Origin of the sequence: Paenibacillus psychroresistens (genome assembly GCF_009728935.1) — a bacterium.
Taxonomy (GTDB): domain Bacteria; phylum Bacillota; class Bacilli; order Paenibacillales; family NBRC-103111; genus Paenibacillus_AC; species Paenibacillus_AC psychroresistens.
The window spans coordinates 3,254,197-3,270,260 of the sequence record NZ_CP034235.1 but is presented as its reverse complement, the minus strand read 5'-3'; the positions used below and the strand labels follow the sequence as shown (position 1 = coordinate 3,270,260).

General features: G+C 41.9%; 14 protein-coding genes. 7 read left to right on the top strand and 7 right to left on the bottom strand.

What is annotated here, in order from left to right; all coding sequences use genetic code 11:
* Positions 1 to 18 precede the first annotated feature (18 nt).
* The 3 genes from EHS13_RS14790 to EHS13_RS14780 all read left to right on the top strand — a co-directional run bounded on the left by EHS13_RS14790 (position 19) and on the right by EHS13_RS14780 (position 3,597).
* Positions 19 to 828 carry an ABC transporter permease gene (locus EHS13_RS14790; RefSeq protein WP_155701078.1) on the top strand — a complete coding sequence of 270 codons (810 nt, stop codon included), beginning with the start codon at positions 19 to 21 and terminating at the stop codon, positions 826 to 828.
* Positions 829 to 852: 24 nt separating this feature from the next.
* On the top strand, positions 853 to 1,788 hold the full coding sequence (locus EHS13_RS14785) for a carbohydrate ABC transporter permease (RefSeq protein ID WP_155701077.1): 936 nt from the start codon (positions 853 to 855) through the stop codon (positions 1,786 to 1,788).
* Between the two features lie 117 nt (positions 1,789 to 1,905).
* The gene (locus tag EHS13_RS14780) at positions 1,906 to 3,597 is read left to right on the top strand and encodes a type 2 periplasmic-binding domain-containing protein (protein WP_193571503.1); all 1,692 of its coding nucleotides are present in this window, start codon (positions 1,906 to 1,908) and stop codon (positions 3,595 to 3,597) included.
* 87 nt (positions 3,598 to 3,684) lie between these two features.
* Here EHS13_RS14780 and EHS13_RS14775 read toward each other — a convergent pair whose 3' ends face one another.
* Complete coding sequence (locus EHS13_RS14775) at positions 3,685 to 4,470, bottom strand: phytanoyl-CoA dioxygenase family protein (protein ID WP_155701076.1); 786 nt, start codon at positions 4,468 to 4,470, stop codon at positions 3,685 to 3,687.
* Entirely contained in the window at positions 4,463 to 4,753 is a 291-nt protein-coding gene (locus tag EHS13_RS14770; protein WP_155701075.1) for a hypothetical protein, read from the bottom strand. Before EHS13_RS14770 ends, EHS13_RS14775 begins: the two co-directional genes overlap by 8 nt.
* 119 nt (positions 4,754 to 4,872) lie before the next feature.
* Here EHS13_RS14770 and EHS13_RS14765 point away from each other — a divergent pair, with 119 nt between their 5' ends.
* A complete protein-coding gene (locus tag EHS13_RS14765; RefSeq protein WP_155701074.1) occupies positions 4,873 to 5,721 on the top strand; it encodes a helix-turn-helix domain-containing protein in 849 nt (282 codons plus the stop codon).
* Between the two features lie 19 nt (positions 5,722 to 5,740).
* Here EHS13_RS14765 and EHS13_RS14760 read toward each other — a convergent pair whose 3' ends face one another.
* The 5 genes from EHS13_RS14760 to EHS13_RS14740 all read right to left on the bottom strand — a co-directional run bounded on the left by EHS13_RS14760 (position 5,741) and on the right by EHS13_RS14740 (position 10,855).
* A complete protein-coding gene (locus EHS13_RS14760) occupies positions 5,741 to 6,577 on the bottom strand; it encodes a carbohydrate ABC transporter permease (protein WP_227013940.1) in 837 nt (278 codons plus the stop codon).
* A 20-nt stretch (positions 6,578 to 6,597) separates the two neighbouring features.
* On the bottom strand, positions 6,598 to 7,500 hold the full coding sequence (locus EHS13_RS14755) for a carbohydrate ABC transporter permease (protein ID WP_227014027.1): 903 nt from the start codon (positions 7,498 to 7,500) through the stop codon (positions 6,598 to 6,600).
* Positions 7,501 to 7,653: 153 nt separating this feature from the next.
* Positions 7,654 to 8,718, bottom strand: a complete 1,065-nt coding sequence (locus EHS13_RS14750; RefSeq protein WP_155701072.1) for an RICIN domain-containing protein — start codon at positions 8,716 to 8,718, stop codon at positions 7,654 to 7,656.
* Complete coding sequence (locus EHS13_RS14745; RefSeq protein WP_155701071.1) at positions 8,706 to 9,368, bottom strand: hypothetical protein; 663 nt, start codon at positions 9,366 to 9,368, stop codon at positions 8,706 to 8,708. The genes EHS13_RS14750 and EHS13_RS14745 overlap by 13 nt, the downstream gene beginning before the upstream one ends.
* A gap of 131 nt (positions 9,369 to 9,499) precedes the next feature.
* On the bottom strand, positions 9,500 to 10,855 hold the full coding sequence (locus tag EHS13_RS14740) for an extracellular solute-binding protein (RefSeq protein ID WP_155701070.1): 1,356 nt from the start codon (positions 10,853 to 10,855) through the stop codon (positions 9,500 to 9,502).
* 321 nt (positions 10,856 to 11,176) lie between these two features.
* On the opposite strand from EHS13_RS14740, the gene EHS13_RS14735 reads away from it, so the two are divergent.
* The 3 genes from EHS13_RS14735 to EHS13_RS14725 are packed head-to-tail and all read left to right on the top strand — an operon-like array spanning position 11,177 to position 16,038.
* Complete coding sequence (locus tag EHS13_RS14735; RefSeq protein ID WP_162463119.1) at positions 11,177 to 12,826, top strand: extracellular solute-binding protein; 1,650 nt, start codon at positions 11,177 to 11,179, stop codon at positions 12,824 to 12,826.
* 16 nt (positions 12,827 to 12,842) lie between these two features.
* Positions 12,843 to 14,627, top strand: coding sequence for a cache domain-containing sensor histidine kinase (locus EHS13_RS14730; RefSeq protein ID WP_155701068.1), 1,785 nt, complete (start codon positions 12,843 to 12,845; stop codon positions 14,625 to 14,627).
* Positions 14,620 to 16,038: a response regulator transcription factor gene (locus EHS13_RS14725; RefSeq protein WP_162463118.1), complete on the top strand. Its 1,419-nt coding sequence runs from the start codon at positions 14,620 to 14,622 to the stop codon at positions 16,036 to 16,038. The genes EHS13_RS14730 and EHS13_RS14725 overlap by 8 nt, the downstream gene beginning before the upstream one ends.
* Positions 16,039 to 16,064: the final 26 nt, after the last annotated feature.

The following is a 16,064-nucleotide window of genomic DNA, read 5'->3' as shown; positions in this document are numbered from 1 at the left end:
ATTTTTAAGTATTTACCGATGGCCAACGCGGTGCTGGCATTTAAAAACTACAATGTGATAAAAGGAATTTGGGGAAGCCCCTGGGTCGGTACCAAGTACTTCGATCTGTTTTTTAGCAACCCCGCTTTTAAGACATTAATCAAGAATACCTTGTATATTTCCTTTTATCAGCTCGCTGTTGGGTTTCCGATTCCTATATTGTTAGCGCTTGCATTGAATGAAGTTAAGAATATTAGATTTAAAAAAGTGGTACAGCTTGTAACTTACGCCCCCTATTTTATTTCCACTGTTGTTATGGTTTCCGTAGTCATGCTGTTCCTCTCCCCAAGATTGGGTATCGTAAACTTAATCGCCAATTCATTTGGATTTGAATCCATCAACTATTTGGGAGAAGCGGGAATGTTCAGATCGATATATGTCTTCTCGGATGTTTGGCAAACCATGGGATACTCGGCAGTCATCTATCTGGCCGCCTTGGCTGGCATCGATCCATCTTTATACGAGGCAGCAAAGGTAGACGGGGCTTCTCGATTCAAGAAAATTCTCAATGTAGATTTACCAGGTATTATGCCTGCAGCCGTTATCATCCTGATCCTGAGTGTGGGCAGCATCATGGCTGTTGGGTTTGAGAAAATGTATCTGCTCCAGAATCCACTTAATCTATCCACATCAGAGATTATATCCACCTATGTTTACAAAATAGGTTTGTTGAACGCCAACTATAGTTTTGCAACGGCAGTCGGCTTATTCAACTCGGTAATCAATCTGCTTCTTTTATTGGTAGTCAATTCAACCGCAAAGCGTATTTCCAGCAGCAGTTTATGGTAATTCCTAATTAAGGGAGGAAATGCAATGATTACCGCCAAGCCAAATAAGGATAAAAATACTGCAATTCCAAGGAATATCAAAATTAAGGAATCATTCGGAGACCGAGTGTTCCTAACCATAACCTATACTATTCTAACTGTGATCCTGATCACTGTTCTGTATCCTCTTGTATTTATTATAAGCTCGTCCTTAAGCAGCCCTGCCGCAGTATCCTCAGGGAAAGTATGGCTATGGCCAGTCAATCCTACCTTTGACGGCTATTGGGCAGTCATTAATAACAATCAAGTCCTTAGTGGTTATGCAAATTCCTTTTTCTACACGATATGCGGAACGCTGATTAGCGTTTCTCTTACCATCATGATCGCTTACCCACTGTCCAAAAGGACCTTTTTCGGGCGCAGTGTTTTGATGATCTTCATTACCATAACCATGCTGTTTTCAGGTGGTCTGATCCCGACTTATCTTGTTGTGAAATCGGTGGGGATAATCGACACCCGCTGGGCACTACTGATCCCCAATGCCATCTGGGTATGGCAAGTCATTATAGCTAGGACATTCTTCCAGATGTCCATACCCGAAGAATTATCGGAAGCAGCTGAAATTGACGGCTGCAGTGACATTGGGTTCATATTCAGAATCATTATACCGCTAGCCAAACCAATTATCGCTGTACTCGCATTGATGTACGCAGTCGGCCAATGGAATGCCTATTTCGACGCTCTTATCTTTTTGAAGACGCAACGGCTTTATCCACTTCAGCTCATTCTCCGGAGTATTCTTATCCTCAATAACGGAACAACCAGCAACTTGGATGCGAGTGATATGGTAAAGCGTCAGCAAATGGTGAATCTGATGAAATACGCTTTAATTGTGGTGGCAAGCTTGCCTGTGCTTGTTATTTATCCGTTCGTTCAGCGGTATTTTGTACAAGGTATGCTGATCGGATCTGTAAAAGGCTGATCTTTAATGCAATAGCCAGACTGAAGTGAATTCTATTAAGGGGGGATGACTATGTAGTTCTTAGTAGAACTGAATGGAGCTTCACAATTGAAAAAAGATGAAAAAGGAGAGGTTATTTTGAAAAAACCATTAATTGTCGTTCTCTCAAGTATCTTCATGCTCAGCATTGTATTAGCAGGATGTACTTCCTCTAAAAATGAGGACACGAAAGCAGTCAGCACAGAAGCTGCCAGCAGCACTACTAAAGCACCAGCAGTAACGGTCGCACCCGCTGGAAAACCTGTATCCATCAAAGTATTCGCTCAACAAGACAAAGATACCGACCTGAAAACGAACAAATTCACCAAAATCATTGAAAATAAATTCAACATCCATTTTGACTGGACAACGGTACCTTTTGATGGAGCAGCTGAGAAAAGACAAATCTCGCTTGCATCAGGTGATTATCCGGATCTGTATTTGCTCATTCCATGGGTAGATCGCTTCTCACAGACGGATCTCTTAAAGTTTGGCGAACAAGGCGTCATCCTTCCACTGAATGATTTAATCGATCAATATGGACCGAATATCAAAAAAGCCCTCGATGGCAACAAATATTATAAAGCCATGAATACCGCTCCAGATGGCAAAATTTATGGCTTAACAGGCTTGAATGAGTGCTACCACTGTTCCTATCCAAACAAAATGTGGCTGAACAGCAATTGGATGGAAAAGCTCAAGCTGCCTGAGCCTAAGACAATTGAAGATTTCAAAAAAGTCTTGGAAGCATTCAAAACGAAAGATCCAAACGGCAACGGTAAAGCGGATGAAGTTCCATTAAGTGGTTCCACCGAGGCATACGGCGTGCACGTCATTCCTTATTTCATGAATGGATTTATCTATGATGACGATAGAACATACCTCCTCTTAAAAGATGGAAAAGTCGACACAGCTGCCAATAAGGCAGAATGGAAAGAAGGCTTGGCTTTTATTAAATCCATGTACAGCGAAGGACTAATTGATCCAGGTGCATTCAGCCAAAATGCGGAGGCATTCAAAAAAATTGGTGACAATGCTGATGTCCAGATTCTCGGTGCTGGCGCAGGTATGCATCCTTGGATCTTCGTTGAATCAGCGGCTACTGCTCCATACGTTAAGGATTACAATCCGGTTGCACCTTTACAAGGCCCTCATACCGACTATGCAACCTACAACTACCCTATCGATCCTGGAGCAACCTTCGTTTTGACTAACAAGGCTAGCAGTGAAGTACAAATTGCTGCCATTAAGATGCTGGATTATCTATATACGGATGAGGGATCCATTGATGGCATCTTTGGCGAAGAGGGAAAAAGCTGGCGCAAACCAAATGCTAGTGAAATTGCATTAAACGATCAAATTCAGGCACAATATGCAACAATAGCTTTAGAAAAGGGCGAATCGCCACGAAATGATATGTGGGGCCCTATGGCTCAATACAACCAATATAAAGCCATGCGTGACGCCCAAGTTCAAGGCACTGACATATATGGCGCAGATGGTTATGAACGCCGTTTGTTCCAAGCTACAAAATTATACGACGGTAAAGAAGCGAAGGAAGTCTTCCCTCATTGGGCTCTGTGGGTTGATCCCACCCATGCAGACGAAGTAAACATGATGCAGACCAATATTAAGGACTACATCGATCAGAACGCCCTGCAGTTCGTAACAGGCGCGAAGAATCTGGATAAGGATTGGGATGCTTATGTGAAGGGCTTAGATGCGCTGAACATAAAACGATACATTGAGCTTATGCAGGCATCTTTGGACTCTTCAACCATTAATAAGTAATTTAAATATCCTATAAAAAATAGTTCAAGGCGTTTCTATCTTCGATAGAGACGCCTTGAACTATGAGAATGATCATCCGTTTTATTTCTAAAGCCCCATTCGGCTCAAAACACCTTCAAAGGAAAAATCTACACGATCATCTCCACATAGAAATCGATAAAATTTGGCCGCTGCAATTTGGTTCACTCTTGAATCATTGCCTGCCCAAGCATGCATGCTTCTAAAGATCTTAGCTACTTCTGGTCCGTTGTATTCATCTGTATTGAACAAGCTGCGCTGCTCTTGGCCTGGACGCAAGCGTAATTTAAATACATAGCGGGTTTCATCTGTATAGTTTGGCTGGGCGCAATGCCAGATGTTCTGATGGAGAAATCCGATGGTTCCGGCTTTGGATTCCAGCTTCCGCTGTCCAATAATGTTCTTATAGCGTCCGATGCTGGAAGTATTGACTTTATTGTGCAGATGTGAGCCTGGAAGGATCAACGTTGGCCCCATTATGGCCGGTGTATCATGTGAGAAATAGAAGGCTTGGATGTCAAAACCAAACTGACGGGTATCGATTACGGAATCAGCATGGTATTCTTGTGCTTTATGATGCTGGGGACGAACGATATGCAGGGCAGAATGATCATATACAGGAGCTTGGCCTACCAAGCTTTGCAACACACCCTTTACCTGTGGCAATTCAAAGATCTCACGAATAACCGAAGATTCCTGCCAGTAGTGGCCGCGCCCCGCCCATTTTATTTGATCAGCATGAGCAGCATCGTTCATTTCTTTTGGCACCAGATCTGCCAATTGGATATAACCATTCACAGCGAAACTCGCCATCTGCTCGGCAGTTAAAAGATGTGATTTCTCTACATTACTCACCAATACTCACTTTCCTTTCCAAAGTATATTCATACGGTAAATGTCCCAGATCATGTTCATTGCCCGACTGGTAATTGGGCAGATTAGGAAGCTGCAGAACATTCCACCCCTCACGCATGGCATCCAATACGGATTCATACGGTGGTGTCTCTGCATCACCTGTATTCATTTGCAGCTCGCCTTTTGCTTTCGCACCATCATACAATGCCCATGCTACAACATTAGATTCCAAGCTGGGATTCGCAAGATGGAGAATTAATATTTGTTGTCTTTGCCTGCTCATATTATCGCCTGCCTCTTCCATTGATTTCTAATCCAGATTACTATAGATAGAGGGAATTAGGGATATATAATCGTAAGAGAAATTTGCGTAATAGTAAGATTAAATTAGAGGTGACGAATATGGAAGCTATCCACGTACAAATGCTGCGCAATTATTTAAATACAGCACAGTTGCAGCTTTATGTGGCACATCAGGGGAAAGTGGGACCCGATTGGAATTATCATATCGGCAAGCCCAAAATCAATCGGCTGTATTATTTTCAAGAGGGAACTGGAACTATCCGCATTCGTAACCGCGAGTATTCACCTCAGCCAGGCCAATTGTTTTTATTGCCTGCAGATGTGGAAATAACCTTATCCACAGATAAGGCCAATACGTTTCGCAAATTTTATTGCCATTTTACATTAACTGTCGGTGAAGTCCACTTGTTTCAGATGTTTCAGGTTCCTCACTTCGTAGATGTCATTGACCGGGCTTGGTTGAATGAACGATTCCTCAAGCTAATCTCCCTATCTGAGAGCCATTCGCTGACATCTCCATTGCAAATTAAATCCGTATTATATGATATTCTCACCCTGTTTCTCGAACGAGCCCAGCTACAAGGAATCGATGAAGACTGGAGAATTGATGCCGTAACTCCAGCAATATCTAGAATCAATACCGTTTTAAGCTACATCGATGAGCATTTAGCTGACCGCATGAAAATTGATGAACTCGCAGATCAGCTTCACTTTCATCCCAAATATTTTATACAGCTGTTTAAATCAAGTATTGGAGTCTCTCCTATCGTCTACATTACAAAAAAACGCATGGAGAAAGCTCAGCAGTTGCTTATGCAAGGCGAAATATCCATTACAGACATAGCAAGCCAGGTGGGGATGGATTTGTATTATTTCTCCCACACCTTTCGCAAGTTTATGGGACTTTCGCCCACTGAATACCGCCAATATTGGAAGAATCATAAATGATAGGCTCAATCGATTGCGGCTAAGCTTTAATAGCGCCAGCTGCAATATTGGAAATGAACTGTTTGCTAAAGATCAAAAAGATCACAATTAGTGGAATTGTCGCTAACAAAGTACCTGCCAAAACCATCGAATAATCGCTGCCATAGATACTTTTTAATTGAGAGAGTGAGATTTGCAGGGTGTACTTTTTCGGATTGTTCATAATAATCAGCGGCCATAAATAATCATTCCATGTACCAATAAAAGAGAATAAGCCTAAGAAAGCCATCGCGGGACGCAACAAGGGTAGTCCTATATTCCAATAAAGCCGAAAATCATGACAACCATCCATTCTACCCGAATCTAGCAATTCGTCATGGATGGTATCTTTAGCATATTGGCGCATCCAGAAGGTTCCAAAAGCAAATGAGGAGACCAAACCTGGTATTATCACTGCTTTAAAGGTCGAGATCCAGCCAAATTTGGAAATGATAATAAAGGATGGAATCAACGATAATTGACTGGGGATCATTAGAGATACCAATAGAACATTAAACAATATCAGACTTCCAGGAAAACGATATTTGGCGAAAAAGAATCCGGCCAACGTACTGAAAAAAAGCACTAGCACCATGGCACTAGTCGATACAAAAGCTGTATTCGTAAAGGCAGTACCGAAATTGATATTCTCAAATACATGCTTTAAATTAAGGAACAGCTTATTGCCGAACATTAATTTAGGCGGATAACGAAATACATCACTTGATTTGTTGGTGGCTATAACAGACATCCAATAAAACGGAAATAACGAGACAAGCCCACCTGTAATAAGCAGAATATGTAATCCTAAGTTTTTAAAACCATTTTGTAAGCTCAAGCTCCATTCTCTCCCCTCTATTATTTCTCGGTTAATTTTACAATTCTCCAATTTACATACGAAAATATTAAAATAATGATAAACATGCCCCAAGCTATTGCCGAACCATAGCCGAATATATGATTAAAGAACGACTGTTGGTATAAATAAAGCACCATTGTCATGGCACTATGTCCCACACCGCCTAAATTACCTTCTCCAGTCAAAATTTGTGATTCTGTGAAGATTTGCATGCCACCGGTTATTGACATAATCGTTGTGAACAGAATAACGGGGCGAAGCATCGGTATCGTAATGCGGAAAAAGGACTGGGATGTGCTAGCACCATCTATCCGTGCTGCTTCATAAAGATCGTTTGGAATACTTTGCAGCCCTGCCAGATAGATAATCGCGTTATATCCCGTCCACCGCCAAATCACCATGGAAGCAATCGCCACTTTAATCCAGAATGGAGAGCTGATCCAGCTAACCTCGTCCAGCTTGAAGCTATTGAGAATAAAGTTTAAAAAACCATAGCTTTCAGCGAAAACGGTGCCGAATACTATCGCTACAGCGACAATAGAGGTAATGTTCGGCAAAAAGTAAAGAATCCGATAACCGGTGCGAAAACGTAAAGAAGCTGAATTGAGTAAAAAAGCAATAATTAAGGCTAGGAATAACATAGGAATCGTCGATAGCAGCCAAATAAAAATCGTATTGGTGATTGAATGCCAAAATTCATAGTCGGTTAGCAAAAATGTATAATTATCCAAGCCGATATATTTCATATTCCCAATACCATCCCATTGCTGAAACGATACAAAAAGCGAAAATAGAATGGGAAATAGCCCAAATATCGCAAATAAAATAAAAAAGGGCGAGATGCACAAATAAACAACTTTATTCCTCTTGATTTCCTTCCAGGTTCGATTGCCTTTTTTCATCCCAACCGTTGTTGATGTATTCATACTCGTATTCATGCAAGTCACTCCCAAAGCGGATTGTATTTCGGATCTTTCTAATTCAAATGCTAAGAGAGTACAAGAACTTGCCCCCATTTAGGCAAGCCCTTGCTCTATATTGCCTGCTAATTGTTGTTAATATTTAATAATTTGAAATTGTTGATTAGTGCCGCCGTTATCGACCCATTGTATGGCAGATGCACCTTGCGCTACGTTGCCACCGCTATCTAACGCCATACCGTTTTGCGCATTAACCAGCTTATAGTACCCGCCGCCTAGATCGGTAATCTGATACTGCTGGTTGCTGTCACCGTTCATAGTCCATTGGATGGTAGCCGCACCTTGTGCTACATTGCCCCCACTGTCAATTGCCATGCTATTCTGGCGGTTAACCAATTTGTACTTACCGCTGCCTGCAGCCGTAATTTGATATTGTTGGTTGGTGCCGCCGTTTGCTGCCCATTGAATGGTAGCTGAGCCTTGTGCAACATTTCCGCCGCTATCCAACGCCATTCCATTCTGTCGATTGATAATTTTGTAGTAAGCGTTTGGATCAAACCCCGTTGATCCCCCGCCACTGCCAGGCTTCAAGACAAGCTGGTAAGCAGAGTTTGCATTCAAGCCATTCACTGTAAGCTGAATTGCACCACTCGCAACCGTGTAACTCGTGCTTGAAAGCAGGTAAGTGCCTGATGAAGTATTCTTGTTCGAATTATCGACACCCCACACCTCAACTGTTGTTTTGCCGCTTGATTGCAGGTTGGTCGGGATTCCTGTAAGACGAATATCCAAATTACCACTGCTGCCTCCGAATATCACACCGGCAAGTTTTCGGCCGCTGTCATAGTAGCCAATTCCTTGCATAGCTCCATTCTGAGAAGGTGGAGTGACACTTATGGTATTACCACTAAAGGCGCCATACCATTGGTACAAATACCAAGCTCCAGACCTTTGATGTGAAGGGGTCAGCAATTCGTCGAGCTGGCCTTCCATAAACCAGAAGGACATGCCGCCATGAACCTTGCTGTTCTCAAACCGTGCCATATAGGGTAGCATTTTACCTGGGATACCTAGCTCTGTGCTTTTTCCATACTCGTTAATCGTAATTGGACGAGGTGAAATCCCAAGGGAGCTCTCGATACTTCTATAATCGTTGTAGCTGTTATACCAAGAGCTAGTCGTATCATCTAGCTCATGCAAGATGTATAGTCTGGCAGTACATTGTTAGCTTTGGCGAATGTGTAGAAATCACGATAAGCTGCGCTATTGTAATGCTCAAAGTTCGGACCGATGATTTTAGCAGTCGAATCGATCGAACGAATCTTCTGGAAGACCGTTTTCCAATCGTTTTTAAAATTAGTCAGCTTCGTACCTGAGGTACCATACCAAATCCAGTCAGGTTCATTAAAAGGTACATAGAGAAATTTGCTGCGATTGGGGTTGTTCTTGACTTGATTTGCCATTGTGGTAACCTTCGCCAAATAGTCTGTAAAATTAACCGGATACGGCCATTGCGCGTAAATGTCCTGCATGTAAATCTGAATATATTTCCCGCCCGTTCTGAGCCATTTATCCGCTACCTTAAAGGCATCTCCTCCACCATGCTGCAAACCGCCAGGTGCCATTTGACCTGTCATATCAAGGCTATTTAGCCCTGTCAGTGTAGAATCATCCGGTGTAGTACCATCATACAATCCATAAAGAAAGCCTGTTGCCCCATGCAGAGGAGCGCCTGTTGAAGCCCCTACATTCACATTCATCACTGGATTGGCAGCAAACCCAACCGTTGGAATAACTAGCATTAAGGCTGTGAACAAAGCAACAATCTGCACTAATAATCTTTTCTTCATAAAAACCCTCCGCTTCCTAATTTTATTGGCAGAAAATTAATCGAGATCAGAAAGAAAACTCCACAATAGATGGTTGGAAATGAGATCCGACAGGTCGAATCTCATTTCTTGTTTTCGAGTGTTCAGCTAGTTTATGGAGCAACTTGGGTTAATTTTTTCTTGGTATTTTCAATAGCATCAGCCAATGCTTTAGCAGGATCCTTGCCGCTTTTCTCCATGTTCGTCAGCTCATCATTAAAGGCGTTGGTTGCGATGTTCTGATTTAAACCCAGATACTTAGGTTTAACCTTCTGGGCAGAATCTGCAAAGACTTCACCTATTTTCTGGCCTCCGTAGAACTCATCCGCTTGTGTCATTTGCGGATCCTCATAGCTCGCTAATGTGGATGGGAATAAACCTTTTGAAGCGTAGCTATTGGCTTGATTTTGTGCATTCTCCAGCCATTTCATCACCTCAAATGCTTCTTTCGGATGCTTGGATTGTTTAGGAATAGCTAGGAAAGAACCTCCGTTATTACCCGCAGCTCCTGGAGCAGCAGCAACACGCCATTTGCCTTTAGTATCGGGAGCTCCTGCAATTAGCGTAGAAGTCATCCATGAAGCTCCAACAAATGAGGCAAATTTACCGTTATTAGCAGCCGCATTCCATTCTGGAGTCCAATTGGCAACCTTCGCAACAACCTTTTCTTTACTGAATGCAGCAGCAAGGTCAAAGCCAGTTTTAACATGCGGCTGGTCTCCAATGAAGTTGTCTGTATTATCGAAGAAAGCCTTATCCTGTTGAGCAAAATATTGATTGAAAACACTAATGTCATTATCAATCAGGAAAACCTTTCCGTCTGATGTGTCGCGAATTTTCTTACCGGCATTTAAATAGTCATCCCAGGTTTTAATCTGAGCGCTTACTTCAGTTGGCTCGGAAGGGAGTCCGGCATTTTTGAATAAATCCGTCCGATAATACAAGGCAGTTGGACCTGTGTCCATTGGGAAACCTAGCATAAACGTACCGTCGCCCGAAACTCCAGCATTCCATTTCCATTCTAGATAATCGGCTTTAACGGAATCTGCGCCTAAATCGAACAAGTTATAGAATTTATCCTTGTTTCCCATATAGGTTTGAACATCCTCATTTATTCCGGTTATATCTGGTGCACCGTCACCGGCTGAAAGCGCTGCTAAAAGTTTAACGCGGAAATCTCCACCAATTTTTTGTGCATCCAATTCAATATTTGGGAACTGTACACTAACCTTTTTATATAATTCCTCATCTACCGAGCCGTTCCAATACCACAAAGTCAGCTTAACCTTTTCCGTTGGTGCTGTTGTTGGAGCCGTTGTTTCCCCTACTGCTGTTTCAACTGTTGCTTCCGTTGTTGGAGCCTTTGTACCAGATGGTGTGCTATCTGCAGATTTCGAACTGCCACACCCAGTTAAAGCTATGACCAATACAGATGTAAGTAATAAAGATGACCATTTTTGCAATCTCATACCAAACTCTCCCCAGTTAAAATTTATTTAGCAGATTTTGTCTAGCTCTGTCTCAAACACCTCAATTTATGGTAAGCCTCGTACACTCCTCCCTCTACAATGAAGATTTCTTTGGTGTCAGTACCTATTGTAAGCACTTGCAAAATGGAAAGGTATTGACTGAAATAACAAGTTGTATCGCTTTATATTAGTCAACTGTCTGGCTGTAAGAGGCAATTAGGAGTGGATAGATAAACAAGACATAGGAATCTAATTTAAAGACATAGACCCGCTATTGAGTAATTGCAGACTTTGGATTACGATTGGGAGGAATATAAGGAATTGGAGCTGAAGAAGTTGCTTAAAAAAAACATTGTGCTCAGTTTGCTGCTGCTCCTCTTCCTTACTTCTGATAAATCTACCCACTTCATAGGAAGCAAGCTCAATATTTCACCGCAGGAAATTAACGATTTACCCAAAGCAGTTGATCATCCATTTAAAGAGCATTTGGATATTTCTGTAGCTATTTGGGATATTGACAGCGCATTCCAGAATGCGGAAAAGGATGAGCTTCTCCAGCAATTACAAAAAAAATTCAACATTACCTTACATCCAGTTCAGATTAATTGGGCCAATTTTCAGGATAAAATCAAGGTTTGGGCCGCATCGGATAAGCTTCCTGATATCTTTGCAACAAACTTAGCTGATACCGATATCCCTTTGTACCAAGCTTGGGCGAAGCAAGGAATCGTTCGCGCATTACCAACAGATATGAGCAAATTCCCTCATTTGAAGGCATATCTGCAATCCCCTGAAGTTCAATTGCTCCAAATAGAAGGGAAATTTTATGCTTTCCCACGTTACAGCGTCCCTGCCATTGACCAAACCATGACCGCAAAGGCCATACTCGTACGAAAAGATTGGATGGACAAGCTTGAGCTTCGCGATCCGCAAAGCTTTGAGGAGTTCAAGGTTATGCTTAAAAGCTTTGTGGATCGGGATCCAAATGGGAACGGTAAAAAGGATGAAATCGGCCTGGAGGGAAACGGTGCGAATTCCAACTATCTTAATTTTGTGTTCTCCCCCTCTTTACCGTCGAGTATGAACTATTATTATGTACTAGAGAACGGCAAGTGGATTCCTAACTATGTATCCGCTAAATATCCCAAAGTACTTACGCAATGGCGAGAGCTCTATCATCTGAATTTATTGGATCCTGATTTTGCTATTTTTAAAGATAAAGAAGGTGTAGACGCGTTTGCACAAGGAAAAGCAGGAGCTCTCGCTTATTCTGTAAACATTGCGCATATTAAATTAGCAAGTGATTTGTGGGAGCAATATAATCCAGGCAGTTTATTCGCAGATCATGTCAAAATGCTGCCCATCTGGCCAGATGCGAATGGAACTCGGTATCACTATGCGCAAGGCACTTATTGGTCTGAATCCTACTTTAATGCCAATATCAGCGATGCCAAAATGGAGCGGATTATGTACTTATATGACTATCTAATGTCTGAGGAAGGAAGTTTCTTAGTCAAATTTGGAAGAGAAAATATCGATTATAAATTAGAAAATGGCCAATGGGTCAGCCTGCTTAAACAAGGGGAAAAGCTAAATGAAAAATATCCATCGCTTGGAGCGTTGAGTGTCCTTGCCGCATGGGCAGAGGATATAGATGCCATTGATATGCCGATAAACCGCAAGAAATTTGGTGAAGCGAATTTCCAGCTGTTTCTGGACTCCCGTAAGTGGATGCAAGCCAACACCCAAGCTATTCCGTTAAATCTTAAAATCCAGAGCATTTTACAATTACAGCCGATAATTGCTGGTGTTTCTTTTCAGGATGCGTCTGATGATGCGGTGAAAATTGTCCTTGGCAAAGATAATATTACCGAAGCTTGGAAGGCAAAATTAATAGAATATGAAAAATTGGGCATAGCCAATCAGATTGAAGCAGTGAACAAAGAAGCACTGAAACAAGGGATTGAATAGAAAGAGGTTGGTTGCCATGCTATATAAGTTCAAACACTTACGGATCAAGACACAGCTGGCCGTCCTCTCTTTGCTTGTGCTTGTCTTCATCAGCCTGCTAATTGTTTATTCCTATAATAAATTTGCAAAAGTCGTGGAAGAAAAAAATCTGCAAGCGAATCAGAATCTAACGGAACAAATCAAGAAATCAGAGGAGGTTATCTTTGATTTATTCGAAAAAATGCTGATTAACCTCGCATTTAGCAATGAGGTGCAGTCCTTCTTATTGAAGGATGACCCTGTAAAGCATGTAGACAATGCGAGGAATATCAATAACCTAATGAAAGGTTTAATCAGCTTGAAGGATGGAATTGAGGATATCATCCTCATCGGAAATAACGGTGACCAATTAAGCTACACAGGAAACTCCCCTACTATCCGTCAGATCAAAGCTTATTTGGATCGAAATCCTAAGCAATCGAAGCCATACGCTTCCGAGTTAATGGCTTGTCCCGCGGGGGGAATTACCTGTATTCTATTGACGGAACCGATTATCTCGCTCGATAGCTATGGACCTTTTCATCAAGAAATCGGGGTTATAGGACTCCTTGTGCAAGCCAAAACATTAGCTGCTATAGAAGAAGACCAATATCACAATAAAGATGTCATTTTACTTATAACAGATCGTAACGGACAGCTAATTGCCAATAATAATCCTGCTTTTGAGGATACCCAGCCTATACTTGAATCCGTCATGCAGCACCGTACACTATCCTCTCAAACCGAGGTCATTCAGGAAAAGCATTATTCGATTGTTAGGGAAAATATCGTGTTTACTGGAGGGCAGCTAATCAGTATAACTCCACTTGATTTATTGCACAAAGAGCTACGCAGTATTCGCCGCGATGAGATCACCATCCTCATAGTGAGTGGACTTATCTTATCTTTCCTGCTCGGCTATATTGTTAATAATATTGTTAGACCGCTGCGTATTCTAATGCAATTCATGCAGAAAATTAAACGCGATACCGATGCCATGAAGCTGCGAATCGATCTAGATGGTTATGCTGAGATAGGGGTTGTGGCAAACGAATTCAATGGCATGCTGAACAAAATTCAGAGCCTTACCGATGAGAATGGATTGATTAACAGCCGTATGTACCAGATCGAGCTGGAGCGAAAGAATGCCCAATACCATTATCTAAAGAGCCAGATCAATCCTCATTTTCTTTACAATACTTTGGAAACGATCAAGGGTTTAGCTGTCATGAGAGGCGTTAATGAAATTCGCGATATTGCCAAAGCTCTGGGGCAAATGTTCCGCTACGCCGTCAAGGGGAATGATGAGATCCCGCTGTTTAAAGAAATCGATATCATCGATAATTATTTGCAAATCCAACAATATCGGTTCCAGGATAAGATCGTTGCTGAATTAAGACTGGATAAGAATACGATGAGCTATTCCGTCCCGAAGATGATCCTCCAGCCTATTGTTGAAAACGCCATTTATCATGGGCTTGAGCCTAAGCTAGGCAAAGGACGCCTTATCATCGGTTCCAATATTATCAATCACGTGCTCTTTTTAACTGTTGAAGATGATGGTGTGGGAATGTCTAAAGAAAAGCTAGCTTCCCTGCTGCATACGCTCGCCGTCATGGATCCTCCGGATTCTGATGCTGATCAAGGAGTTGGCCTGGTTAATGTACATCGCAGAATTCAATTAAAATACGGCTCACGTTACGGACTAGAGGTTAGAAGTATGGAAGGAATGGGTACAACAATGACGCTAACATTGCCTGTTGGGGATAATGCTAATGTATAAAGTACTTCTCGTAGATGATGAGAGAATTATCCTGGAAAGTCTAAAAGCAAGCTTAGATTGGGAGAGCTTTGGGTTTAGCATTTGTGGTACTGCCGAGAATGGGATTGTTGCCCTTGAACGTATTAAAGAGCTTCGCCCTGATGTTGTGTTCACTGATATTCGAATGCCAGGGATAAGTGGTTTGGAATTTATAAAAAAGGCCAAAGAGATCAGCAATTGCTTGTTTGTTATTATCAGCGGAATTGCCGAATTCAGCTATGCGCAGAAGGCTATAACCTTCGGCATTGAGGGATACTGTTTAAAGCCTTTTGATGAGGATGAGATCATCTCCATTCTGAAGAAACTCGGAGATAAGCTTAGCAAAATGACGGTGGCGCCCAATTATGAGTTTGTATGGAAGCTGACAGAAAAACAAGTGGATAATTCGCAGCTGCTTACTCTGCAGGATAAACTAAATAACTTAGGGTTTGAACCTGGGGATGGCTATGTTGTTTGTATGATTAGAGGGAGCCACCCCAAGCAGTTGAATGGACTGGCTCAGCCTTATATTCATATTGAAACAGGTATTGCTAAGATGGCCATTCTTGTGAACAGCTCGCGATCGGAAGCTCTAAAAGCTTGGATTCAAGCTAAGCTTTCTGAATATCAGGACTGGTCTGTCGGCTGGGATTCATGTAAAACAATCGATACTTTATACCTTGCTTTTGAAAGAGCGGATATTGCCGTTTATCAATATTTCCTTCATTCAGCTAACCGATTACATGAGTTTAAGCTGCCTAACGAAATTCGCATCAATGATTACCAGCGTAAACTTAAAGAAGCGGTAGAAAAGCTAGATCTCGAAGCTTCTCAGCCCTTGATGGATTCAGCCTGGTTAGTCATGCAGGAGCATAATGCCAGCATACAAGCTGTGGTTCGACTCTATTTCACAGTGGTTTCCAGCCTTGATTTAGAGGCTGACAGTAGTTCCTATATTTACGGGTATGAGACTTTAGTTAAACAATTCGCAGATTTTAGCGAGCTTATTGAGTTTCTAAAAAAGCTGCTCAGCTCTTACGCTGGTTCCAATGTGGAGAGTGTCCCTCCAGCAATCGATCATGTTAATCTCAAAAAAATCATCGAGGATGTAGATAACCGTTTCATGGACTCCGCCCTCTCCATACGCGAATTATCCAATCAATATTATATCCATCCCAATTACTTAAGCCAGCTATTCAAAAAACATCTGGGCGAAACATTTACGGATTACGTTATGCAAAAGCGAGTCCACTATGCAAGCCATTTACTGAAGCATACCGATCTGACTATTAAGCTCATAGGAGAAAAATGTGGATATACGGACTATTTCCATTTTGCCAAAATATTCAAAAAAATGACGGGAGTTACTCCGAGCATGTACCGTGGAGGATAGAATTTCATTATCACTCACAAGTTGTT